This is a genomic window from Hydrocarboniphaga sp. (assembly GCF_965279055.1).
In the GTDB taxonomy this organism is placed as follows: domain Bacteria; phylum Pseudomonadota; class Gammaproteobacteria; order Nevskiales; family Nevskiaceae; genus Hydrocarboniphaga.
Window position 1 is genome coordinate 3,021,972 of the sequence record NZ_OZ257125.1, and the last position, 21,499, is coordinate 3,043,470.

General features: G+C 62.8%; 22 protein-coding genes and 3 tRNA genes. 16 read left to right on the forward strand and 9 right to left on the reverse strand.

The genetic code is table 11. The annotated features are described in order from the left end of the window. Positions 1-71 precede the first annotated feature (71 nt). Positions 72-1,583, reverse strand: a complete 1,512-nt coding sequence (lysS, locus tag ACQZF9_RS13670) for a lysine--tRNA ligase (RefSeq protein ID WP_428309519.1) — start codon at positions 1,581-1,583, stop codon at positions 72-74. A 143-nt stretch (positions 1,584-1,726) separates the two neighbouring features. Further along, a protein-coding gene (gene prfB / locus ACQZF9_RS13675) for a peptide chain release factor 2 (protein ID WP_428309520.1) occupies positions 1,727-2,822 on the reverse strand; the annotation gives its coding sequence in 2 pieces (ribosomal slippage) (positions 1,727-2,749 and positions 2,751-2,822; 1,095 coding nt in all). 204 nt (positions 2,823-3,026) lie between these two features. On the opposite strand from prfB, the gene ACQZF9_RS13680 reads away from it, so the two are divergent. The 5 genes from ACQZF9_RS13680 (at position 3,027) to ACQZF9_RS13700 (ending at position 9,131) form a co-directional block, all read left to right on the forward strand. After that, the gene (locus ACQZF9_RS13680; RefSeq protein ID WP_428309521.1) at positions 3,027-4,451 is read left to right on the forward strand and encodes an OmpA family protein; all 1,425 of its coding nucleotides are present in this window, start codon (positions 3,027-3,029) and stop codon (positions 4,449-4,451) included. Between the two features lie 96 nt (positions 4,452-4,547). Beyond that, positions 4,548-4,624, forward strand: a tRNA-Pro gene (locus tag ACQZF9_RS13685). A gap of 1,091 nt (positions 4,625-5,715) precedes the next feature. After that, positions 5,716-6,705: an IS5 family transposase gene (locus ACQZF9_RS13690; protein ID WP_428309522.1), complete on the forward strand. Its 990-nt coding sequence runs from the start codon at positions 5,716-5,718 to the stop codon at positions 6,703-6,705. Between the two features lie 506 nt (positions 6,706-7,211). Continuing rightward, positions 7,212-7,571, forward strand: coding sequence for a hypothetical protein (locus ACQZF9_RS13695; protein ID WP_428309523.1), 360 nt, complete (start codon positions 7,212-7,214; stop codon positions 7,569-7,571). A 246-nt stretch (positions 7,572-7,817) separates the two neighbouring features. After that, positions 7,818-9,131 (forward strand): hypothetical protein, encoded by a 1,314-nt coding sequence (locus ACQZF9_RS13700; RefSeq protein ID WP_428309524.1) that lies wholly within the window; start codon positions 7,818-7,820, stop codon positions 9,129-9,131. Positions 9,132-10,349: 1,218 nt separating this feature from the next. On the opposite strand, the gene ACQZF9_RS13705 is transcribed toward ACQZF9_RS13700, so the two are convergent. After that, positions 10,350-10,598: a hypothetical protein gene (locus ACQZF9_RS13705; RefSeq protein WP_428309525.1), complete on the reverse strand. Its 249-nt coding sequence runs from the start codon at positions 10,596-10,598 to the stop codon at positions 10,350-10,352. Between the two features lie 428 nt (positions 10,599-11,026). Here ACQZF9_RS13705 and ACQZF9_RS13710 point away from each other — a divergent pair, with 428 nt between their 5' ends. From ACQZF9_RS13710 to ACQZF9_RS13720, 3 genes are all read left to right on the forward strand, one after another. After that, on the forward strand, positions 11,027-11,404 hold the full coding sequence (locus tag ACQZF9_RS13710; RefSeq protein WP_428309526.1) for a DUF4345 domain-containing protein: 378 nt from the start codon (positions 11,027-11,029) through the stop codon (positions 11,402-11,404). A 173-nt stretch (positions 11,405-11,577) separates the two neighbouring features. Next, a complete protein-coding gene (locus ACQZF9_RS13715; protein WP_428309527.1) occupies positions 11,578-12,759 on the forward strand; it encodes a sensor histidine kinase in 1,182 nt (393 codons plus the stop codon). Between the two features lie 73 nt (positions 12,760-12,832). Further along, positions 12,833-12,955 carry a hypothetical protein gene (locus tag ACQZF9_RS13720; protein WP_428309528.1) on the forward strand — a complete coding sequence of 41 codons (123 nt, stop codon included), beginning with the start codon at positions 12,833-12,835 and terminating at the stop codon, positions 12,953-12,955. Between the two features lie 376 nt (positions 12,956-13,331). Here the strand turns inward: ACQZF9_RS13720 and ACQZF9_RS13725 are convergent, their stop codons facing one another. The 4 genes from ACQZF9_RS13725 to ACQZF9_RS13740 all read right to left on the reverse strand — a co-directional run bounded on the left by ACQZF9_RS13725 (position 13,332) and on the right by ACQZF9_RS13740 (position 15,288). Then, the gene (locus ACQZF9_RS13725; protein ID WP_428309529.1) at positions 13,332-13,688 is read right to left on the reverse strand and encodes a response regulator; all 357 of its coding nucleotides are present in this window, start codon (positions 13,686-13,688) and stop codon (positions 13,332-13,334) included. A gap of 265 nt (positions 13,689-13,953) precedes the next feature. After that, on the reverse strand, positions 13,954-14,253 hold the full coding sequence (locus tag ACQZF9_RS13730; protein WP_428309530.1) for a hypothetical protein: 300 nt from the start codon (positions 14,251-14,253) through the stop codon (positions 13,954-13,956). 187 nt (positions 14,254-14,440) lie between these two features. Continuing rightward, positions 14,441-15,001: a hemerythrin domain-containing protein gene (locus ACQZF9_RS13735; protein ID WP_428309531.1), complete on the reverse strand. Its 561-nt coding sequence runs from the start codon at positions 14,999-15,001 to the stop codon at positions 14,441-14,443. Positions 15,002-15,138: 137 nt separating this feature from the next. Continuing rightward, positions 15,139-15,288 (reverse strand): hypothetical protein, encoded by a 150-nt coding sequence (locus ACQZF9_RS13740; protein WP_428309532.1) that lies wholly within the window; start codon positions 15,286-15,288, stop codon positions 15,139-15,141. A gap of 163 nt (positions 15,289-15,451) precedes the next feature. Between ACQZF9_RS13740 and ACQZF9_RS13745 the strand changes: the two genes are divergently transcribed. Then, the gene (locus ACQZF9_RS13745; protein ID WP_428309533.1) at positions 15,452-15,838 is read left to right on the forward strand and encodes a DUF4345 family protein; all 387 of its coding nucleotides are present in this window, start codon (positions 15,452-15,454) and stop codon (positions 15,836-15,838) included. 6 nt (positions 15,839-15,844) lie between these two features. Here ACQZF9_RS13745 and ACQZF9_RS13750 read toward each other — a convergent pair whose 3' ends face one another. Beyond that, a complete protein-coding gene (locus ACQZF9_RS13750) occupies positions 15,845-16,378 on the reverse strand; it encodes a CC0125/CC1285 family lipoprotein (protein ID WP_428309534.1) in 534 nt (177 codons plus the stop codon). 191 nt (positions 16,379-16,569) lie between these two features. On the opposite strand from ACQZF9_RS13750, the gene bla reads away from it, so the two are divergent. From bla to ACQZF9_RS13785, 7 genes are all read left to right on the forward strand, one after another. Beyond that, positions 16,570-17,475, forward strand: a complete 906-nt coding sequence (gene bla / locus ACQZF9_RS13755) for a class A beta-lactamase (RefSeq protein ID WP_428309535.1) — start codon at positions 16,570-16,572, stop codon at positions 17,473-17,475. A gap of 213 nt (positions 17,476-17,688) precedes the next feature. Further along, positions 17,689-18,198: a hypothetical protein gene (locus ACQZF9_RS13760; RefSeq protein ID WP_428309536.1), complete on the forward strand. Its 510-nt coding sequence runs from the start codon at positions 17,689-17,691 to the stop codon at positions 18,196-18,198. 83 nt (positions 18,199-18,281) lie between these two features. Further along, the gene (locus tag ACQZF9_RS13765) at positions 18,282-18,593 is read left to right on the forward strand and encodes an EthD family reductase (RefSeq protein ID WP_428309537.1); all 312 of its coding nucleotides are present in this window, start codon (positions 18,282-18,284) and stop codon (positions 18,591-18,593) included. A gap of 116 nt (positions 18,594-18,709) precedes the next feature. Further along, a tRNA-His gene (locus ACQZF9_RS13770) sits at positions 18,710-18,785 on the forward strand. Positions 18,786-18,815: 30 nt separating this feature from the next. Next, positions 18,816-18,891: transfer RNA gene (locus ACQZF9_RS13775), tRNA-Lys, on the forward strand. Between the two features lie 102 nt (positions 18,892-18,993). Beyond that, the gene (gene folD, locus ACQZF9_RS13780) at positions 18,994-19,842 is read left to right on the forward strand and encodes a bifunctional methylenetetrahydrofolate dehydrogenase/methenyltetrahydrofolate cyclohydrolase FolD (protein ID WP_428309538.1); all 849 of its coding nucleotides are present in this window, start codon (positions 18,994-18,996) and stop codon (positions 19,840-19,842) included. A gap of 89 nt (positions 19,843-19,931) precedes the next feature. After that, positions 19,932-20,645: a polysaccharide deacetylase family protein gene (locus ACQZF9_RS13785; RefSeq protein WP_428309539.1), complete on the forward strand. Its 714-nt coding sequence runs from the start codon at positions 19,932-19,934 to the stop codon at positions 20,643-20,645. A 56-nt stretch (positions 20,646-20,701) separates the two neighbouring features. On the opposite strand, the gene ACQZF9_RS13790 is transcribed toward ACQZF9_RS13785, so the two are convergent. Then, positions 20,702-21,316: a D-sedoheptulose 7-phosphate isomerase gene (locus tag ACQZF9_RS13790; RefSeq protein ID WP_428309540.1), complete on the reverse strand. Its 615-nt coding sequence runs from the start codon at positions 21,314-21,316 to the stop codon at positions 20,702-20,704. Positions 21,317-21,499 lie beyond the last annotated feature (183 nt).

Consider the following 21,499-nt stretch of genomic DNA (forward strand, 5'->3'; position numbering starts at 1 on the left):
GCGTCTCCCCTCTCCCCCCGCTACGCGGGACCCTCTCCCGCACGCGGGAGAGGGGAATACAGCGCCGGGCATCAACCCACCTCGGGCTTCATCTGCGGGAACAGCAGCACGTCGCGGATGCTGGCACTGTCGGTCAAAAACATCACCAGGCGATCGATGCCGACGCCGACGCCGGCGGTCGGCGGCAGGCCGTATTCGAGCGCGCGAATGTAGTCGGCGTCGAAGTGCATCGCCTCGTCGTCACCGGCATCTTTCGCCGCGACCTGCTCCATGAAGCGCGCGGCCTGGTCATCCGGATCGTTGAGCTCGGAGAAACCATTGGCGACTTCGCGGCCGCCGGCGAAGAATTCGAAGCGATCGGTGACGCTGGCATCGTGGTCGCTGCGACGCGCCAGCGGCGAGACTTCGGTCGGGTATTCGGTGATGAACGTCGGATCCAGCAACTGCGTCTCGACGGTCTTCTCGAACACTTCGGTCAGCAGCTTGCCCCAGCCGTAAGCCGGCTTGGAATCACCGCCGACTTTTTTTGCATACGCGGCGAGAAACTCGCGATCGCCGAGCTGCTCGATGGTCACACCCGGATTGAAGCGCATCACCGATTCCTTCATCGTCCAGCGATTGAACGGCCGGTCGAGATCGTAATCGCGCTCGTTGTAGACCAGCTTGCCGCTGCCGTTCACGGCCAGCGCCACGTTGCGGATCATGTTCTCGACCAGGTCCATCGCGTCGCGGTAATCCGCGTAGGCCTGGTAGAACTCGAGCATCGTGAACTCGGGATTGTGCCGCGTGCTCAGGCCTTCGTTGCGGAAATTGCGGTTGATTTCGTAGACGCGCTCGAAGCCGCCGACGACCAGGCGCTTCAAGTACAGCTCCGGCGCGATACGCAGGTACAGATCGCGGTCCAGCGCGTTGTGATGAGTGACGAAGGGCTTGGCCGCCGCACCACCGGCGATCGGCTGCAGCATCGGCGTTTCCACTTCCATGAAGCCCAGCGCGTCCAGATAACCGCGAATGAATTTCACGGCGGCGCCGCGCTTCTGGAAGGTCGCGCGCACTTCCGGATTGACGATCAGATCCAGATAGCGCTGACGATAGCGCGTCTCGGTGTCGGTCAGGCCCGACCATTTTTCCGGCAGCGGCCGCAGGCCCTTGACCAGCAACTCCAGCGACTTGACGCGCAGGCTCAGCTCGCCGGCCTTGGTGCGCATCACCGTGCCGAAGGCGGCGACGATGTCGCCGACGTCCCAGCTCTTGAACGCCTCGTAGATTTCGGCGCCGATCGCATTGGACTGCACGAACAGCTGGATGCGGCCCGAGCTGTCCTGAATTTCGACGAACGACACCTTGCCCTGCCCGCGCTTGGCCATCAGGCGACCGGCGAGCCGGAACTCGCTGGTCTCGCTTTCCAGCGACGCGGCATCGCGCTCGGCATAGCAGCCGTGCAGATGCTCGGCGAGCGTGTCGCGGCGGAACGTGTTCGGGAAGGCATTGCCCGCTTCGCGCAGCTTCGCGAGCTTGTCGCGGCGCCCGGCGACGATGTGGTTTTCTTCGATCGGCGGCGTCGCGTTATTTTCTTCGGTCATTTCGTGAACCTTGCTGCTGTTGCCTTCTCCCTCCGGGAGAAGGTGGCGCGAAGCGCCGGATGAGGGCCTTGCAGGGATGAAGCGCACCGCTATCTGCAACACCCTCACCCCTGCCCCTCTCCCGGTGGGAGAGGGGTTCTTTCTCAGAGTCCCTGTTTGAGGCTCGCCTCGATGTACGGATCCAGATGCCCATCGAGCACTTTCTGCGTGTCCGCGATTTCGACGCCGGTGCGCAGATCCTTGATCCGCGACTGGTCGAGCACGTAGCTGCGGATCTGGCTGCCCCATTCGATGTCGGCCTTGGAGTCTTCGATCTTCTGGGCCGCGGCGTTGCGCTTGGACAGCTCCTGCTCGTACATCTTGGCGCGCAGCATCTTCATCGCCTTGTCGCGGTTGGCGTGCTGGCTGCGCTGCGTCTGGCAGGCGACGACGATGCCGGTCGGCACATGCTTGATGCGGATCGCCGACTCGGTCTTGTTGACGTGCTGGCCGCCGGCGCCGGAGCTGCGGAAGGTGTCCACTTCCAGGTCCGCCGGGTTGATGTCGATTTCGATGTTGTCGTCGACTTCGGGCGACACGAACACGCCGGCGAAAGAAGTGTGGCGGCGATTGCCGGAATCGAACGGCGACTTGCGCACCAGGCGATGCACGCCGGTTTCGGTGCGCAGCCAGCCGTAGGCATACGGGCCTTCGATGCTGACGCTGGCGCTCTTCAGGCCGGCGACTTCACCGTCGCTGCGTTCCAGCAGCTCGACCTTGAAGCCCTTGCCCTCGGCCCAGCGCATGTACATGCGCAGCAGCATGTCGGCCCAGTCCTGCGCCTCGGTGCCGCCGGCACCGGCCTGCACGTCGAGGAAGGCGTTGCTGGTGTCCTGTTCGCCGGAGAACATGCGGCGGAACTCCATGCCCTCGGCGATGGCGATGTAGCTGAGCACGTCGCGCTCGACGCCGGCGTACAGGCTGGCGTCGTTCTCCATCTCGGCGAGTTCCAGCAGTTCTTCGGCGTCGTTGAGGCCACGCGTGACCTTGTCGATCGGCTCGATCACGTCGGCGAGCTTGGCGCGTTCGCGGCCCAGCTCTTGCGCGTAGGCGGGTTTGTTCCAGACGTCCGCGCTTTCCAGCTCGGCATTGACCTCGACTAGCCGGTCCAGCTTGACGTCGTAGTCAAAGATAGCCCCGGAGCGCGTCGAAACGCACTCGCAGGGCCGTGATCTCGCTTTTGATCTGATTGGGTTCCATTCAGGAGAACCGTGCGCCACTTTGGAGGGCGCGCAGTATACCGGCGCGGCCACGGCAGCCGCGAGGGGTCGTCCTTTTGCGTGGTTGAAGCACCCCCACTTGCGTGGTACAAGCCCGCAGCCGCGACTGATTCAGCGATCAGGCGCAGGCACAAAACTAGAAAGCCGCACGCCGTATCGACATCTCAGAAGGGAGAGCACACCGATGGTACGTTCCGCATTGCTCAGCAGCCTGGTGGCGCTGACCGTTGCCCTGCCGGCGTTCGCGCAGGACGCGCCGCCGCCCGCAGTTTCCGACGTCGGCGCGCCCGAGGCCACCGTCGCCGCTCCGGCCCCGCTGTCCGAAAGCCAGGGCGAGCCGGCGCCGAGTTCGGACGCGCCGCCCGCAGCTACCGAGCCGATGGCAGACTCCGGCAGCGACGCGCCGCCGCCGAGCATGACCTCGGTCAACGACAGCGGCGACGCCGGGCATGGCGGCGGCACGCAGGGCGCCAACAACACGATCGGCAGCCGCTTCTACATCGCGCCGATGATGTCCTACGTTTTCGCCGACAAGTCGCGCGATACCGACGACGGTTACGGCGGTGCGCTGGCGCTGGGCAAGAAGTTCGGCGACGCGCTGGCGATCGAAGCCAACGGCTACTACAACCGCTTCAGCGACAACGTCGCCGGCGGCGATGGCGCAGCCGAGACGTTCGGTGGCGGCCTGTCGCTACTGCTGGCACCGCTGCCCAGCTTCCGCGACGTCTACCTGATCGCCACCGGCGCCTACGGCATCACCAAGAACCTGCCCGGCGCGCCCGACGACAACTACAAGAGCTGGCTCTACGGCGCCGGCCTCGGCTACCTGCTGCAGCTGACCGACGGCGGCACCGCGCTGCGCGCCGAGGCGATCTACCGCGTCGACGACCACAAGCAAAGCGACGCCGGTGCGAAGAACTTCGAGGACGTGGTGTTCAACCTGGGCCTGATGATCCCGCTGGGCGGCAAGGCCGAGCCGGAAGTCACCGACAGCACCACGCCGGCCGCGGTTGTGCCGATCGGGGCCGACGACGACAACGACGGCGTGCCCAACGAGCTCGACCAGTGCCCGGCGACGCCGGCCGGCGCGATCGTCAACGCCCAGGGCTGCGAGAACGATGAAGACGGCGACGGCGTCGTCGACCGCCTCGACCGCTGCCCCAGCACGCCCGCCGGCACGCCGGTCAACGAGGAAGGCTGCCCGGTCGCCAAGGGCTGCAAGACGCCGGAGCCCGGCCAGGCGATCACGCTGGAAGGCTGCGCCGCCGGCGACACCATCGTGCTGCAGGGCGTGACCTTCGAGTTCGACAAGGCGCGGCTGACGCCCAACGCCAAGGTGATCCTCGACGGCGTCGGCGACGCGCTGGTCGCCAAACCCGAGATCAAGGTCGAAGTCGGCGGTCACACCGACGCCAAGGGCTCGGATGCCTACAACCTCAAGCTGTCGGACAGCCGCGCCCAGGCGGTCGAGCAGTACCTGATCGGCCGCGGCATCGCCGCCAGCCGTCTCAGCGCCAAGGGCTACGGCGAAAGCATGCCGGTGGCCGACAACGACACCGACGAAGGCCGCGAGCTGAATCGCCGCGTGGAACTGAAGATCGCCCCCTAGCTTTTGCGGCGGACATTGACCCGGCTGGCCGGCGACGCGGATAATCCGCGTCCGGCCACGCCGGGTTGTTTATTGCGATGTCGAGCGGGACCGTGTCGGGGTATAGCGCAGTCTGGTAGCGCGCCTGCTTTGGGTGCAGGATGTCGGGAGTTCGAATCTCTCTACCCCGACCAATTTATAATCAAGCACTTAGGATCGATTTTAAGGCATCCGAAAGTGCAGAAGTTTTGACAATTGACGGTTTTGCGCTACATCTGCGCTAAATCACCGCGATTTGTTACCTAAACTATTTTTCGCCACTGGTTTGTCGACTGTCGTTCCGGCTCGTCCGGCAGGCGTTCTGCGCAAACTCGCGGTTGCAGGATCACGGGCAAGCCCGGCAATCCCTCGCCTGCATGCTCTTGAAGATGGCGTTCTGGCGGGCATGAAGCAGTGGGCTACTGCTAGCGGTGTAGCCGGCCCGCATCTGCATTCTCAGGCTCGCCAATGATTCGCAAAGCGACGCGCACGAATACCCGACATAAGCCGCGTCGGCATCCCTGGCACGCGCTGCCGCTCTCTGTTGCTCCTGTTGGCGCCCTGCCCGCGCCGCGCTCTGAACCTCGCGGCTGTAGCGCTCGTCGGCTTGGTCAAGTAGCCACTGGTTCGGGTTTGCCTGTTGCGCGGGCTGACTACGCGGCGTGTAGGCCACCGAAGGCGCCGAAACGGAGCATGGTGCGTCCTGTCGCCAGTTGCGCCCGCTCTGATCCGAGCACTGATAGAGGGTAACCGGCTCTTGTGGCACAGCTTGCTCTGACGCCACCGGCTCCGATGCCGGCTGACTACTGACGTAGGAGCGGCCAGCGAACAGCAATGACGCCAACACCAGCGCCACTGCGGCGAGGTAGCGCGGAAAATGGTCTACGCTGCGCGCGCGGCTTCGATGTGGAACGCGGATAGGGTTCATGGGGTGCGAACGGTTGATTGGCCTTGAGTCTGCCCATGCGAACCAGTCAGAACGCGGCAGAGTCGATCAGCGGCGCACCTTGGCGGGCGTATAGCTGAGAGGTGGTGCACGGCGGAGCCATCCCGTCGGTAGCGCTTACCAAGCAAGTGAGGCCATGATCCAGAAGCGATCCCGCCCCAGCACGTAAACGCACGCCGATGACTAGCGCACAACCGGTAGACATTCGATCCGCGCTGTTAGGGAAGGTCTGAAAAACCCATTGCGAGTGGCGTGATGGTTGCTGCGATCTGTGGCTAGAAAAGAATCGGAGCGGAAGCAATGCAGTTGAGTTTCGGGGACGCGGAGTACGCGGGCAAGCGAAAACGGACACGTCGGGAGATTTTCCTAGCCGAGATGGACCAGGTGGTTCCGTGGAAGCTGCTGCTGTCGCTGATCGAGCCGGTGTATCCGGTGGGCGGCGATGGACGGCCGCCGTATCCGCTGGCGACGATGCTGCGCATTCACCTCATGCAGAACTGGTTCGGATTGTCGGATCCGGCGATGGAAGAGGCGCTGTACGAAGTCGCCTCGATGCGTCAGTTTGCCGGGCTGTCGCTGACGCGGCCGATCCCGGACGAGACCACGATTCTGAATTTCCGACACCTGCTGGAAACGTATGGGTTAGCACTGGAGCTTTTCACCCGGATCAATGCCTACCTGGGGCGCAAAGGCTTGCTGCTCAAGCGCGGCAGCATGGTGGATGCCACGATCATTTCGGCGCCGAGTTCGACCAAGAACGCCGACGGTGAGCGCGATCCCGAGATGCACCAGACCAAGAAAGGCAATCAGTACTTTTTCGGCATGAAGGCGCACATCGGCGCGGACGTGGATTCTGGCTTGGTGCACACCGTGGTGGTAACCGCTGCCAATGAAGCCGACATCGCGGTGGTGGACGAGTTGCTGCACGGCAGGGAGCAAGTAGTCTATGCCGACGCGGGCTACACGGGCGCAGACAAGCGCGTGGTGAGAAAGAAACTGCAGTGGCAGATCGCGGCTCGCTCAAGCCGGATTCGTGCGATGCCGGAAGGCAGTCAAAAGCGCGCGGCTCAGCAGGCGGAATATGCCAAGGCTCGCGTTCGCGCCTTCGTCGAGCATCCGTTTCGCGTAATCAAGCGGCAGTTCGGCTACAACAAGGCGCGCTTCAAGGGCCTGGCGAAAAACACGGCGCAGGTGATGACCCTGTTTGCGCTGTCGAATCTGTGGATGGTGCGAAAGAAATTGCTGTCGATGACGGGGGAATTGCGCCCGCTGATACTCAATGTGGGATGAATTGTCACCGGTAAGCGTCTTTTGATCAGCTCAGGCCGATAAATGAATCAGTCGGCTTCGCAGAAAACAATCATGAAGGCAGCGCCGCAGTCACCGCTTCGACTTTCGGTGAGTTATTCAGAGGTTCCTTAGCTGTTATTACAGAGCAGACCCCGCGAGATAGTTCAAGCAGCCTTCAGACATCATCTGTACTCAGCGCTGTATCAGAGAGAATTGGCGCGCGAAGGGATCAGGCTCTTCAACAGGCAATTCTGACTGACTTCTATGATCTTTTTAGAACCGGCCTGTTCGCGTGGGGGCTGGACTTGAACAATCCAAACCCACCGTTCTTTCACGCAACCGAAGTAGGCCGGCGCACACTGTCGTAATTGACGCGAGACCCGGCGAATCCAGCGGGCTATAAGTCACATCTGAATTCGATAGCACGTATCAATGATGTGGCTCGATCTTACATCGATGAGAGCGTGAGCTGCTTTTCAAACGGACTACACAAAGCCGCAGCCGTAATGGTCGGCGCATCGGCCGAAAGCCTGATTTTGGAACTACGCGATGGAATAGTTTCAAGACTACACGCTATCGGGAAAACGCCATCACGTGACTTGCAAGATTGGCGCATCAAGCGCGTCCTAGAAGCCATTTACAGTCATTTGCGAGCGCAGCAAATGCCGTCGCAGATACGCGAAGAGTTCGAATCATATTGGCCCGCGTTCTCACAGCAGATTCGTGCAATAAGAAACGACGCGGGCCATCCTTCAAGCGTAGCTCCGGTTACAGAAGATACTGTTCATGCGTCTTTGCTGGTATATCCCGAACTGGCGAAGTTGCAAAATAAGCTCGTGGATTTTGTGGCGTCGTCTTACGCTTAGCTCGGCCATTCAGCAGAACAGAAAAAGCCCCGCACCAGGGGTAACCGGCGCGAGGCTCAATTGCTCGATGTGTCGAGTGTTGACTAACCTACCGACAACTACCGCAGACTGCCTCAGAAGCGGCCTGCGACAGCCCACCGGAAAGAGTGGTGAAAAGAAACAAGCATCAGACGATAAAACTGCGCATGGTGACTCCCAAAAATGTGCGAGAAGTTTCGCGCCAAAAACCTAGTCAATTGGCGCGACATGAGTAAGCTCCCGATGGCGCCCCTTACAGTTTCCACATGCCTGCCGCGCGCAGCGCTCGACCAGCTATTCGCGGCAAAGGTCAGGCGACTGTTGCGGGTTTTGCTCGGCGCCTATGGACTCGACTACACTCTTTTTTCTATTTCTGTTAGGTCTGACATGCGAATCAGATATTCTAGCTTGGCGCACGCGAGTCTTCTTCTAGTTGTTCTAGCTTGGACTGGTTGCGCGCAAGCTGCTGTGACGGGGTCAGTCAAGGGGTCCATTTCAACTCTGCAGGGAGAGAACATCGCCTATGCAGGCACGGCGCATTTATACCTCTGCCAAGCATCGAACGACGTAGTCTGTACCGGAAGCACGAGTGCAGCTGCCGCAGTAGATGATAGCGGCAACTACTTAATTATCTTGGACTCAGCGGATGTCGTGCCTGGAAAATATCAGGTCACTCTCGGGAGATCAGCAACACCGGTTGGTGCTTCGCCGCCGAGTTCAACCAAGCCAGTCTTCGCTTTCGTAAACTTAGTCAACGGCAATAATAGTATTACGCAGAATTTTCAACTCCCTCCATCTGAAATTCAGATATATCCAAGCAATACCTGCGGAGTATTTATTCCGAAAAAGGGCTCTTGCACAGTCGACGTCACCCTTAAAAATACTACTAGCACCCAGATCGAATTCGATTGGTGGGCCGAGGTGCAAACTTATAGCGATAGCGGCGAAGACTCGTATATCACTGGAAAGAACGGAAAGAACTCTCGCTATCACACTACGCTTGCTGCAGGCGAATTAGTGACACTCCCAATCGTAGTGTCAACGTACAAAATGGAAGTGGGGTCACAAATACACGTTAAATTCACAGCCTCTTCCACCGATACGCCCTCTTCAATTTTGGGTCTTGGAATCTTCGGAATCAATACGACGCAGTTAAAAATGAACACCGAACTTACGTTCACTGTTGGCGGCACCGACAGTTCTGGCTTGACCCCAGTCGTTAGTTATTCTGATGGTTTGCTGAAGCTAGAAGTTCGCAATGACACCGATACTGACCTTGGTCATTTCGTGGCAAACTTTCACATCTCAAGCGGCATAGTGGTGGTTGGTGGAAGCACCGGATCAACTTGCCCGGTTAGTAGTTTTGGATATCCTGATGTCGAGATTGAGTTCTTCTCACTGTATAAAGGTGCAAGCTGCGGGATATTTATGACAATCGCTCATGGATCATCGCTTCAATCTGTCACAGTAGACAAGGGCGATATCTATTTGGATAGCGGCAAAAAAAACAAAGAAAAATATAGCTATTCATTCGTTCCCTAGTCCTTTAATAGACCAAGAAAAAGGCGCCCGATCCGTAGCCCGAGGCGCCCTTGTCGTTTCTACAGCGTCCCGCACGTCTTAGCTTTTTGTCGCGTGCGTCCAGCATCCGCATGAGCTGCGCAGCCGGCTGGCGCTCACTACGCGCCATATCAGCATGATGGTCCTTTCCCAGCATTTCACGCGCGCCCGTTCTGGCGGCTGCACGACGACACCACGATTATGTCGTGTCGCTCGAGATCAACCGATGCAAGGTGCGGGCTCGGCACGACGTCAAACGGCAAGGCCGAGTTCTTTCAGCATCGATTTATCGCTTTTGAGTTGCAGAGGCGCTTCTCAAAAAAAGAGCCCCGCACCAGGGAATGCGGGGCTCGGAGAGCCGGTCATATCAGCCGGCGTGTCTTCGAAGGGAGTTGAGCAGAAGACGAGTTCATAGTGACCCGCGCACAGCCGCGCGAGCATGACTCAGCGATCAGAGGCGGGTGGCGGCAGAAGAGCGGCCAAGGGACTGCCCGGCGCAAGGTCTAAAAAGAAAAAGCCTCACATCGGAGGCGATGCGAGGCTCAGTTGCCTGTACGGGTCGGGGAGCACAGGCGCGTCATAACGGGGGGAGATGAAGTGGCCAGATTGCGCGTTAACAACTTGCCGGCACGTGAATCGAGGAGACGGCTCGCGCTTCGCACCGAATGGCAGCGGGCGTGGCCCTCATGCCGCCGTGAACGGCGGTGCATCTCCGTGCCGAGGCCCGTTCGGCGATTTCTGCGCCACTGAGCGAAGAGCGCGGTCAGCGCCGAGAATCAGCATCGTCCTACAGAGTGACGGTAATTCACTGACTAAAATCGAGCCGGGCGCGAAGGATCGCACCTGGCTCTATCGAAGGACCGAAAGCCGTCTGCAGGCCCCCCAGCCTGCAGACGGTTTAATTTTCTCGGGTCCGCGGGATCTGCGGCGTGCTTCCGATGGTCCGCCACGGCAGAAACCGACCGCAGTCTGGAGGTAGCCGGCAAGCCGATCGCTCAAGCTTCGCCCCCTCACCGAGCCGGCAAACTCCACAATGCCTCCACAGTTCCGGCGGCCGGCCTGACTACAATCCGGCCGGGGCGGAGGACCACCCCTGACGGTACGTTATCGAGGGATCGAAAACCGCCTGCAGGCCCCCCAGCCTGCAGGCGGTTTAACGTTTGCGGTGAGGCTGCCGACCTGCCGCTCCGGTCCCGAGCCTCAGGCGGCTGCGGCGTTCTGATCCGGCTTGCGTCGGCGATCGGCCTTGGCTTGGGACAAGGCGATCCAGCCCGCCAGCAGGCGGTAGCTGCTGCGGCCGACGACGATCTTGATCAGCTCGCCCTCCGCTGAGCGAAACGTGACCACGGCGGTGGCCTGGTCGTCGGCCATTTCGCCAAGTTCGGCGGTGTCGATGTCGAACGAGCGCTTGGTCCCGTCCACATCGATCACGTCTTTCAAATTACTCATTTCCACATCCCCAATTCGACAAGGCAGCCGTCGGGCGGATGAGTTCTGGCTCACCCGCCCTCTGACCTGCCCACAGCAACAGTGCCCGAAGGAAACCAGCGAGTCGTTGCCCCTCGCCTTTACTTCATCCGTCTAGACGGAATATCCGGCCAAAACCGGCAATCGTCCGCAATCGTTCCAATACAAAAAGAGCCCCGCGCCACAGGGAGCGGGGCTTTGAATGCCGGTCATATCATCCGGCCGCCTCCCCCAACAGCGTTGAAGAAGACCGACTCATCTTGATCGGCGCGCCGTCACCGAAGCCGTAGCCGACGATCGGAGGCGCGACGCAGCGGAGGAATGGGACGGCCGAAGCCGCTCGGCGCCATGCCGGTCGCCGTCTTCGATCGGCGGCATACTCTGTGCCGCAAACCCCGACGGAGATCGACGTGACGACAAGCCGCCTTTTTCTGGCGATCCTGGGCTTTTCCTGGCTCGGTTACGGCCTGTATTGCCTGATATCGCCAGGACAACTGGCGACCGTGGCGGGCGTTGCCGGCCAGACGCTTGCCGGCAATAACGAGCTACGCGCGATGTACGGCGGCGTGCAGAGCGTCATCGGCCTGTCGGCGCTCTATGGCGCGTTCAAGCCCGCCTGGTCGCGCTGGTCGCTGCAGATCCAGGTGCTGATCTGTGCCGGCCTGGCACCGACCCGCATCGTCAGCGCGCTGGCGACAGGCGACGGCTCGGCCTACACGATAGGCGCCTGCGGTTTCGAGCTGGGCTGCCTGATCCTCGCCGTTTTGCTGCTACGCCGGAACGCTTAACGACCCGCCGCAACGCTAGGCTCGGGCGACCCGCAGACAGAACCCAATCGGGGCAACGGAAGAATACGGCGCCCCAGGGGAGCAACGGCCGCAAGCGGCACTGCCTGCAGCTTTAAAGCGCCGCTTCGCGTAGATTGCTGACAGCACAACCACGGGATCGACAGAGCGTAATCATGGGAGGCACTCACCAGGCCGCACCGCTATCGGTGAACGAGGAGCAGCGCCTGGCGGCGCTCGCCGGCTACCAGATCCTGGACACGCCTTACGAGGGCGACTTCGACGACATATCGCGCCTCGCCTCGCAGATTTGCGAGACGCCAATCGCCGTGGTCAACCTGATCGACGCCGGCCGGCAGTGGTTCAAGTCCGAAGTGGGCCTGGGCGTGCGTGAAACCCCCATCGACAGCTCGATCTGCGCGCATGCGATCCTGCAGCCGTCGCTGTTCGAGATCCGCGACACGCTCGAAGATCCGCGGTTCGTCTGCAATCCGCTGGTCACCGGCGATCCGCATCTGCGCTTTTATGCCGGAGCCCCGCTGCGCACCCCGGACGGCTTCCAGCTCGGCACCGTCTGCGTACTCGATCACCAGCCACGCCAACTCAGTGCGCGGCAGCGCGAGGGCCTGCTGGCATTGTCGCGACAGACGATGGCGCTGATGGAACTGCGCCGCGCACTGCGGGCCGCCGACGCCACACAGAAGCAGCTGCGCCGCGTGATGACCACCGCCGGGCACGATCTTCGGCAGCCTTTGCAGCTGATCAGCCTGAGCATGGAACTGGCGAGGGCCAAGGCCGGCGACGCCGACGCGGTGGTCCGGCACAGCACGCTGGCCCTCGACGCCGCCAGCCGCCTGGGTAGCGAACTCGACACGCTGGCCCTCGCCTCCACCACCGACAACACGCTGGCGCCGGCAAAAGTGCCGCTGCTGCTGGGCGAGCGCTTCGACAGCCTGCGCCGGATGTGGACACCGCATGCGGAGCGCAAAGGCCTGAAGCTGCGCTTCGCGCCGAGCTCGGCGCGGGTCTTGAGCAGTCCGCAGCTGCTCGACACCATCCTCGGCAACCTGATAGGCAATTCGATCAAGTACACCGAGGCCGGCAATATCCTGGTCGGCTGTCGCCGCCTGCCGAATCAGGTCCGTGTCGACGTGCTCGACACCGGCATCGGCATACCCGCCGAGCAACAGGCGACGATGTTCGAAGCCTTCCGCAAGGCCGACGTCCGCAGCGACGGACTCGGGCTCGGCCTGGCGATCGTGCGCAATACCGCCGAGCTGCTCGGCGCCTCGTTGCAGATGCGCTCAACCCCCGGACGCGGCACCGTCGTCAGCCTGACGCTACCGCTGGCAGCGTGAGCGTATCGTCGGCGCCTGGGCCGGCATGCAAGCTGCTTTCGCCAATGGCAGTCAACTTCTCCGGATACGCCAAATGGCGCTCCACTATTACGACGAGATCAGCGGGCGCAATCGCCTGAAGCGTCGCTATCTGTATGCGGCGATCGGCTTTGTCGGCGGCACGCTGTTCGGCCTGTTGGTGCCGCACTTACTGTAAAAACTGGCAGCGAACGAGCTTTCCACGCGCCAATAAAAAAGCCCCGTAGCAGGGAGACTACGGGGCTTCCCGCCGGCTCGGCCAGGAGTGCGGCGCGTCTTCCAAGGGAGGGAGAAGACGCTTGCAGCCTGATCCTTCGCCGAGCGTATCGGGGGGCGCGGCAGATCAGCGGCGAAGTTTCGCCGGAGAGCCGGTTACAGCGACTCGGAACGCGGCGCGGCGACAACGCGGCGACTGTCGAAGCAGCGCCGGAACCGGCCGTGTCGGCGCTGTCGCACCCGTTCGCCCGAATCGACGCAGGCACATCACAAGAATCGCCGTCGGATGATCGCGGGTGATCAGTCGCTGATTCGGGGACTACGTCGCGGCGTCCATCTCACATCGCCAGGCCCGGACTGTGCAGGGCGTCGTTGCTTGCCGGCTGCATGGGCGGCGCGCGACGCAGGCTGGCCAGCAGTTTCAGCAGCGGCTCGAACTCGAAAGGCTTGGTCATGAAGGCATCGACGGCGACGCTGTCGCGCAGCTGCGGCGGGCAGGACGCCGTCATCAGCACGATCGGCATCGCGGCCGTTGCCGGATTCAGGCGCAGCAGGCGTACCAGTTCAGCACCGTCCATGTTCGGCATCCACAGATCGGTCAGCACCATGTCGTGCGGCTGCTGCAGCAGGATCTCGAGGGCCTCCATGCCATTGCCCGCAACGGAAACACGATAGCCGGATAACTCCAGCGCCATGCTCAGCACCCGTCGGGTGTCCCGGGAATCGTCGACCACCAGTACCGAAAGGGATTGCGAATCCCCGCCTGTCGTATTGTCCGATGCCTCGTCCATTGGGTCCTCTCATCTCCGGCGCGGTCGACTCAGTCGACCACCAGCTCCGGCGTCGCCATTGCAGCGGCATTGCGGCGACTGCGTCAGTGGTCCAAATCCACTATCGGCCGGCAGACGAGGGAACCCGAGCGAAGCAGACGGGCGGCAGTCGCTGGCGGCGGATGCGGCTTCATTGGCCTGCATCTGCCGGACGACGGGGTTCCGCCACGGGCGGGCGCTCGAATACACAGGGGGTTTGCTGATCGTGGTGGCGGCCGTCGTCGTCGACGCAGCGATAGATCACGCGTGGTGTCGGTGGCGCCTGCATCGCATGGGCGCCGTCCGCAGCCTGCTCCGCGGCGCGATAGTCCAAGTAGTACTGCGCAGCGACCGCGAGCAAGGCAATCACGGAAATCGCGGCCAGAGCGAAACGCGCCAAATGATCTTCGCGTTCGGCCTGATGGCGACGCGGCCTGTGGACAGGGTCCATCGAGCACCTGCGGTTACGGGGGGCCGACGCAGTCTGCGCAGCACGATTCGCAGGGGCTGCGAAACGCGGCACACAAGCCGCGCTTCGCTCGCCGGAAATCGAAGCCACCGCTCATTTGACTCACGATTCAGTGCGCTTCATCGCAAAAAAAGAGCGCCACGAGGGCGCTCTCTTTTACACGGAATGCTCAAGCTGCTTTTCGCATCAGGCCCGCGCGACGCTCCAGCGAGACGCTGGGCAACAGCTTGGCCACGACCTGGCCACGCTTCATCGGCGTCTTCGACATCTCGGCCATCAGCTGATCCTTCAGCGTCTTCATTCGCGCGCCGAGCGCGTCCAGATCGAGCCCGGTCTTTTCGACCTTGGGAAAGTACTCGCTCTCCTCTTCCTTGACGTGATGCTGCACGTATTCCTTCAGCACGGTGACGTAGGCGCCGAACAAGGCATCGCCCGGCTTCATGCCGTCGAGCCGCATGATCAGGCCCTTGAGGCTGGCGTGTTCGACGAAGGCCTCGTCGACCATGTCCTGGTCATCCTTGTCGAGCACGCGGCGCGATTCCGGATAGAAGATCTTCTCCTCGATCTCGGCGTGCACCGTCAGCGAGCGACAAATGCGCGTGACGATGGACGCTTTCTTGGCACTGTCGTCGGCGCTTTCGAACTCGGTGAACAAGGCATCGACTTCACGATGGTCGGCAATCAGCAATTTGGTGGCGTGGGTTTCGGACTTGAAATCGAAAAAGCTCATGGCTGGCATCCCTGCTGGCTGGTTGAGACTGCAGACTAAGCACGCCCGCTGAACCGCTGCTGTGCTTTCCGAATGCCCGTTATTTCGCCGATTTATCGCAATATCGCGCATAACGCAGGGCGGCCACCGCGATCGGCCTATTCAGCGTTCGGTGCGATTGCGCCTTCGGGTTTTTCGGGTTGGTCCGGCAGGCCCGGCCGATCCCGCTTTTTGACCTCGTCGGCCTGGCTCTGCGGATCGGTGCTATCGGGGTCGATCGGCTTGGCGCCGGGCGGATGTTCGGACATGGGCTGCTCCCTGCTGGGCTGCATGGGTGAGCCTTCAGCCTAGGCCGTGAAGGTGAGCCGGCGATGAGCCGTGGCAGCGCACCGCCTGTGCAGGTGCCGGCACAATAGCCGCACCGGCCGCCGCCTGAGGCTGGCCCACCACGCCGCACTGCCGGAGTTGCCGATGCTGACCCGCCTGTTTCTCGCGCTCGCCGGGCTGTCCTGGTTCGGCTTTGGTCTGTACAGCTGGATCAGCCTGCAGGGGCTCGCCGAAGCCACCGGCGTGGTCGCCAGCACCACGACCGCGTCGATCGAACTGCGCGCGATCTACGGCGGCATGCAGATCGGATTCGGCCTGCTGGTCGCGGCCGGCGCGCTGTGGCCTCGCTGGCAGACGAGTTCGCTGCACGCGCTGCTCTGGCTGGCGCTGCCGACCAGCGCCAGCCGCATCATCGCCGCGCTGCTTGCCGGTGAATTCTCGCGCTATACGCTGATGGCGATGGCCTACGAGGTGCCGATCGCGCTGCTGACGCTGCTGATCCTGCTGCAGCGGCGCCGCGGGCACTCGTAGCGGCCGCTACGGCTTGATCAGCATGCGCCGCAGCGACGCCACCATCTGCCGCGCATCGTAGGATTCGGCCGTCGTCGGCATCGGGTTCTTGCCCACCACGATTTCCACTTCCGAGGTATAGGTGTTCGACGTGGTCGCGGCGCCACTGTCGAAGCCACCGACATAGCCCGGTGTCGTCGTCACCACGGTGTCGCAACGCAGCAGCCCGCAGCGCTGATACACCGTCTGCTGCGGCACGAAATCCGGACCGGTATCCACGCCCGAAGTCTGGGTCTTCTTGTCGGTACTGCGGCTGATCAGCTGGAACCAGTCGTTACCGCTCTGCAAGGTCAGTTCGGCGGCGCGCAGCAGCGCGAAGTCGCGCGTGGTGTCGGCCGGCGTGCTGGCATTGCCGGAGAACGCCACGCGGTAATGATCGCTGCTCAATCGCGTTTCGGTGTAGCCGCGTGCATCCGCTTTGGAAGCCGGTTTGTACGGCGTCTGGCTGGCGCAGGCCTGCAGCAGCAAGGGCGCGACCAGCGCGATCACAACGCTTCTCATCGTCAGCCTGGTTGTCGTGTTCATCAATCGTGGTTCCTGTGGAAGGCGGGCGGTGGATGCCGCGCGCCGTAGACAGCGTCCTGCCGATCTAGTGCCGTTACCGATGCGCCGCCGCCAAACCGCTCGGCTCGGCACGCCGAAAACGCGGCGCGAAGGGAACGCAAGGCCGCCTGACGCACTCCAAGCCGCCGATGATAGATAGACGACAATTCCTGATCGCCACCGGCGCCGCCAGCGCGCTGGTGGCGACGCGGGCCCAGGCCCATAAACATCGGCCGCTCGGCGGCGCAAGCCTGATGCGCGCGATAGCCGACATCGAGAACCAGAGCGGCGGCCGTCTCGGCGTGGCGGTTCACGACACCGCGACCGGCCATCGCTTCGAATACCGCGCGGACGAGCGCTTCCCCTTGTGCAGCACCTTCAAGTTCCTGCTCGCCGCGGCCGTGCTGCAGCGGGTCGATCGCGGCCAGGAGAAACTGGAGCGGCCGCTGCCGGTCAAGGCCGGCGACCTGGTCGAGTATTCACCGTTCACGCAGACCCGCGTCGGCAAGAGCGCGAGCGTCGCCGAACTCTGCGAGGCGGCGATGACCCTGAGCGACAACGCCGCCGCCAACCTGCTGCTGCCGAGCATCGGCGGCCCGGCCGGACTGACCGCTTTCGCCAGCACCATCGGCGACCAGGTGACGCGGCTGGATCGAAACGAGCCGGCATTGAACAGCGCCCTTGCCGAGGACCCGCGAGACACCAGCTCACCCAACGCGATGATCGCCAACCTGCAGAAGCTGCTGGTCGACGCCGAACTGAAAGCGGCGTCGCGCACGCAACTGCAGGCGTGGATGCTGGCCTGCAGGACCGGCGACAAGCGCCTGAAAGCCGGCCTGCCGAGCGACTGGCAGGTCGGCGACAAGACCGGCAGCGGCTCGAACGGCACGACCAACGATCTCGCCATCGCCTGGCCGCCGAAGCGCGCGCCGCTGCTGATCGCCTGCTATCTGACCGGCTCGAAGCTCGACTCGGGCGGCCGCGACACCATCCATCTGCGAGTGGCCAAGGTGATCGCCATCCATATCGCGGACAAGGACGTCAGCGACGGCTAGCACCGAACTACCCATAGGGGTGAGGACGCCTGCCTCAGCGCGGCCTAGCCTGCGGTTGCGGCCAGGAACAAGACCGGGGAGAAAACCCATGGCGTCAGCACGCCTCTGGATGCCGCTGATGTAAACCGGCCCCGATCCGGCAGGGGCGCGGCTTGCGCGATAATCGGGCCACGAAGCCTAGGAAACGCGCCTAAGCAAAATCGGGAGAAACTCATGTTTGCCAGGATCATCTGCTGCCTCGTCGCCTTGTCGGCGAGCACTGTCGTGGTTGCCGAGGGCAAGGCGCTGAGCCTGCCCGAACTGCAGCGCTGCTCCAGCCAGGTGCAGCAACTGCGCACCGACTCCTCGAAGCTGACGCAGCAGAGCCAGCAGCTCAACGCCGAACGCGATGCGATCAATCAGAGCACCGCAGAACTCACTGCCGAAGACGCGAAAACCGCTCAAACCGACCTGAAAAGCGGCCTCGCGCTGCATCAGCGGCGCATGGACAACCAGGCACAGGCGGCGGCGCTTAACGCGCGTATCGCGCCACTGCGCCGCGAGATCGATTCACTGAATCTGATCAAGGCCGACTACGACCGCAATTGCTCGGGCCGGCCGTATCGCCGCGCCGATCTGGAGAGCTTGCCCGAAAGCCAGCGCAGCGCGATGCGCGCCGGCATGGGCGACGTGCAGGTGCCGTATATCGACCCGGCTTCCCTGGCGACGGCAACCACGCGCTGAGATTCTCCGCTATACACAGTCTTCACCCGGTTTTTCTTCAAACGTTTTTTTTGCAAGAACACAACCACAACGAGGAGAGCAGCATGATCAAGGTCAGCGTGATGTACCCGTCCGGCGGCGACGGCAAGTTCGACATGGACTACTACACCGGCACGCACATGCCGCTGGTGCGCAAGCTGCTTGGCAGCCCGCTGAAGAACATCGCGGTCGAACAGGGCCTGGCCGGCGGCACGCCGGGTTCGGCCCCGACGTATCTGGCGATGGGCCATCTGTATTTCGACAGCGTGGAGTCGTTCCAGACCACGTCCGCGCCGCATGCCCAGGAAATCCTCGGCGACCTGCCCAATTTCACCAACACCCAGCCGACGCTGCAGATCAGCGCGGTCAAGCTCTAACCCTCACCGGCGCAGGGGCCGGGGGGCCGGGCCGCCAGCCGTGGCTTATTTTGCGCGGCCGCGCAAAAAAACCTTTCCCCTCCGCGATCTTTTGGCTATGATGCGCGCCCTCGACGGTGGCCGTAGCTCAGTTGGTAGAGTCCCAGATTGTGATTCTGGTTGTCGCGGGTTCGAGCCCCGTCGGTCACCCCAATCGAGGGGCATGAGGCAAGCAGGTTCTGGGGGTTGCTAGCTCAATTGGTAGAGCAGCTGACTCTTAATCAGTAGGTTCCCGGTTCGAGTCCGGGGCGACCCACCACTTGCTTTGCAAGCATCGCTTTGCAAGAGATGATGAGCCGGCCGCGCCGGCTTTTTTTTGGCTTTCATTTCCCTTCACGCTGCGTCGTACTGCCGAGGCTTAATGAGCGCTCAACTCATCGACGGCAAGTCGATCGCCGATACCCTGCAGGGCGAACTCAGGACCCGGGTGCAGCAGATCCTGGCCTCGGGCCGGCGTGCGCCGGCACTGGCGACGATGCTGGTCGGCGGCGACCCCGCGTCCCAGGTCTACGTGCGCAACAAGCGCCTCGCCTGCGAACGCATCGGCATCCGCTCGCTGCCACTGCATTACGGCGCCGACATCTCCCAGGCCGAGCTGCTGGCCGAGATCGACCGGCTCAACGCCGACCCGGACGTCGACGGCATCCTGGTACAGCTGCCGCTGCCGGCCCAGATCGACGCGACCCTGGTCATCGAGCGCATCCTGCCGGGCAAGGATGTCGACGGGTTTCACCCCTACAACCTCGGCCGGCTGGCGCAGCGCCAGCCGGTGCTGCGGCCGTGCACGCCGTTCGGCGTGATCGAGCTGCTGCGCCGCTCCGGCGAGAGCTTTTACGGCCGCCGCGCGATCGTCGTCGGCGCCAGCAACCATGTCGGCAGGCCAATGGGCCTGGAGCTGCTGCTCGCCGGTGCCACCACCACCATCTGCCATCGTTTTACCCGCGACCTGGCGGCCGAGGTGGCGCGCGCCGAGATCGTCGTCGTCGCGGTGGGCAAGCCGGGTTTCATCAAGGGCGACTGGATTGCGCCGGGTGCGACCGTGGTCGATATCGGTATCAACCGGCTGCCGGACGGCAAGCTCTGCGGCGACGTCGAATTCGATAGCGCCCGCCAGCGTGCTGCCTGGATCACGCCGGTACCGGGCGGCGTCGGGCCGATGACGGTCACCATGCTGATGCACAACACCGTTATCGCCGCTAGCGGACATTGATGTCAGCAATAAGCGATATCGAATTCCGTTTACGCACCGTAATATGCACAGCTGTTCACAATGACTAGCTTTTTGTGCAGGTTACCTAGTTGCTCCCAACCGACGAATCATCGACCGGCCCGAAGGCCGGCATCTGCCTCAGTTTCGACGACGACCACCTGTCGTCCTGGCGTGATCACCGCCAACTTTTAAATGACTTCGGCGTCAGGGCGACGTTCTTCGTACGCGGCCTGGACCGCTTCGACAATGCCGAGCTGGCAGTGCTGCAAGGCCTTGCCGCCGACGGTCACGAAATCGGTTCGCACAGCTACCGCCATCGCAGCGTGACCCGGCATTACGGCGGCGATCCGGCGCGGGTTGCCGAATACCTGGAGGCCGAGGTGCTGCCGGCGGCGGCGGCAATGCGCAATCTGGGGCTGGAGGCAGGCAGCTTCGCTTATCCCTACGGCCATCACGCGCCCGAGTACGACCAGGCCGTGCTTGAGCATTTCGGGCACGTGCGCAGCATCGCCTACCGCCGTCGCTATCTGGCGCCGCACCGGCTGCGGACCATCTTCCATCGCCACGGCTCGGGCGAGCGGCTGCATCACGCGCTCGGCATCGACAACGTGTTCTCCAACGACAGCTTCATGGCCGCCGCGATGCGCAAGGCCGAAGCCCAGCAGATGGTGCTGAGCCTGTTCGGCCATCGCATCGCCGAAAACAACGAGGACTATTCGGTCCGTCCGAGCCGGCTGCGGTCGCTGCTGGAACTGGCGGCGTCGATGCATCTGCGCTCGTACAAGGTCTGCGAGCTGATCTGAGCGGCGCGCGCGACTAGAGCGCGCCGCATCCGGGCCGCGTGAGACGACCGAAGCGTCTAGCGAGGGCGCTTGTGCTCCGCCGCGAACAGGGTTTCTTCGATCAGCGCGCAGATGATGTGCCCGACCAGGCCGTGCCCTTCCTGGATGCGTGGCGTGTGCGTCGACGGCATGGCCAGCACATGGTCCGCCATCTCGTGAATCTTGCCGCCGGCGCCGCACATCGCGACCCGAATCAGGCCCTGTGAGCGCGCCACCTCCATCGCTTTCAGGATGTTCTTCGAATTGCCCGAGGTGCTCAGGCCGATGAACACGTCGCCGGCCTTGCCCAGCGCCTCGATCTGGCGCGAGAACAGGCGCTCAAAGCCGTAGTCGTTGCCGATCGCGGTCAGCGCGGAGGTGTCGGTGGTCAGCGCGATCGCCGGTAGTCCGGGCCGGTCGAACTCGAAGCGCGCGACCAGTTCGGCAGCGACGTGCTGCGCGTCCGCAGCGCTGCCGCCGTTGCCCGCGATCAGGATCTTGTTGCCGGCGCGGTAAGCCGCCACGCAGACTTCGGCGACTTTCGCGATCGCCGCGATCAGCACGCGATCCTGCAGCATCTTCTGCTTGAACTCGGCCGAGTCGGCAATGAAAGCGGCAACCGTGGCTTCGGTCAGCGGCAGCGGTGCGGTCATGTTGTGCTCCTGGCGATGAGCCGATTATACGAGCTACGGCCTTGCTTCCCTTCTCCCTCCGGGAGAAGGTGCCCCGAAGGGGCGGATGAGGGCGTCCGGGTATGCGCCAGACTTCGAGGCCCGCACCCCTGCCCCTCTCCCGGCGGGAGAGGGGTTCCAGTCACTTGAAAGCGCCGTACTCAG

Bases quoted from the DNA above. Each gene is read 5' to 3' on its own strand.
- ACQZF9_RS13765 (WP_428309537.1), top strand. From the start codon at position 18,282: ATGATCAAGGTCAGCGTGATGTACCCGTCCGGCGGCGACGGCAAGTTC.
- ACQZF9_RS13720 (WP_428309528.1), top strand. From the start codon at position 12,833: ATGGCGCTCCACTATTACGACGAGATCAGCGGGCGCAATCGCCTGAAG.
- ACQZF9_RS13745 (WP_428309533.1), top strand. From the start codon at position 15,452: ATGCTGACCCGCCTGTTTCTCGCGCTCGCCGGGCTGTCCTGGTTCGGC.
- ACQZF9_RS13725 (WP_428309529.1), bottom strand. From the start codon at position 13,688: ATGGCGCTGGAGTTATCCGGCTATCGTGTTTCCGTTGCGGGCAATGGC.
- ACQZF9_RS13680 (WP_428309521.1), top strand. From the start codon at position 3,027: ATGGTACGTTCCGCATTGCTCAGCAGCCTGGTGGCGCTGACCGTTGCC.
- bla (WP_428309535.1), top strand. From the start codon at position 16,570: ATGATAGATAGACGACAATTCCTGATCGCCACCGGCGCCGCCAGCGCG.
- ACQZF9_RS13700 (WP_428309524.1), top strand. From the start codon at position 7,818: ATGAGTAAGCTCCCGATGGCGCCCCTTACAGTTTCCACATGCCTGCCG.
- ACQZF9_RS13690 (WP_428309522.1), top strand. From the start codon at position 5,716: ATGCAGTTGAGTTTCGGGGACGCGGAGTACGCGGGCAAGCGAAAACGG.
- ACQZF9_RS13705 (WP_428309525.1), bottom strand. From the start codon at position 10,598: ATGAGTAATTTGAAAGACGTGATCGATGTGGACGGGACCAAGCGCTCG.
- lysS (WP_428309519.1), bottom strand. From the start codon at position 1,583: ATGACCGAAGAAAATAACGCGACGCCGCCGATCGAAGAAAACCACATC.
- ACQZF9_RS13790 (WP_428309540.1), bottom strand. From the start codon at position 21,316: ATGACCGCACCGCTGCCGCTGACCGAAGCCACGGTTGCCGCTTTCATT.
- ACQZF9_RS13730 (WP_428309530.1), bottom strand. From the start codon at position 14,253: ATGGACCCTGTCCACAGGCCGCGTCGCCATCAGGCCGAACGCGAAGAT.
- ACQZF9_RS13750 (WP_428309534.1), bottom strand. From the start codon at position 16,378: ATGAGAAGCGTTGTGATCGCGCTGGTCGCGCCCTTGCTGCTGCAGGCC.
- ACQZF9_RS13695 (WP_428309523.1), top strand. From the start codon at position 7,212: ATGGTCGGCGCATCGGCCGAAAGCCTGATTTTGGAACTACGCGATGGA.
- ACQZF9_RS13740 (WP_428309532.1), bottom strand. From the start codon at position 15,288: ATGTCCGAACATCCGCCCGGCGCCAAGCCGATCGACCCCGATAGCACC.
- ACQZF9_RS13735 (WP_428309531.1), bottom strand. From the start codon at position 15,001: ATGAGCTTTTTCGATTTCAAGTCCGAAACCCACGCCACCAAATTGCTG.
- ACQZF9_RS13715 (WP_428309527.1), top strand. From the start codon at position 11,578: ATGGGAGGCACTCACCAGGCCGCACCGCTATCGGTGAACGAGGAGCAG.
- ACQZF9_RS13760 (WP_428309536.1), top strand. From the start codon at position 17,689: ATGTTTGCCAGGATCATCTGCTGCCTCGTCGCCTTGTCGGCGAGCACT.
- folD (WP_428309538.1), top strand. From the start codon at position 18,994: ATGAGCGCTCAACTCATCGACGGCAAGTCGATCGCCGATACCCTGCAG.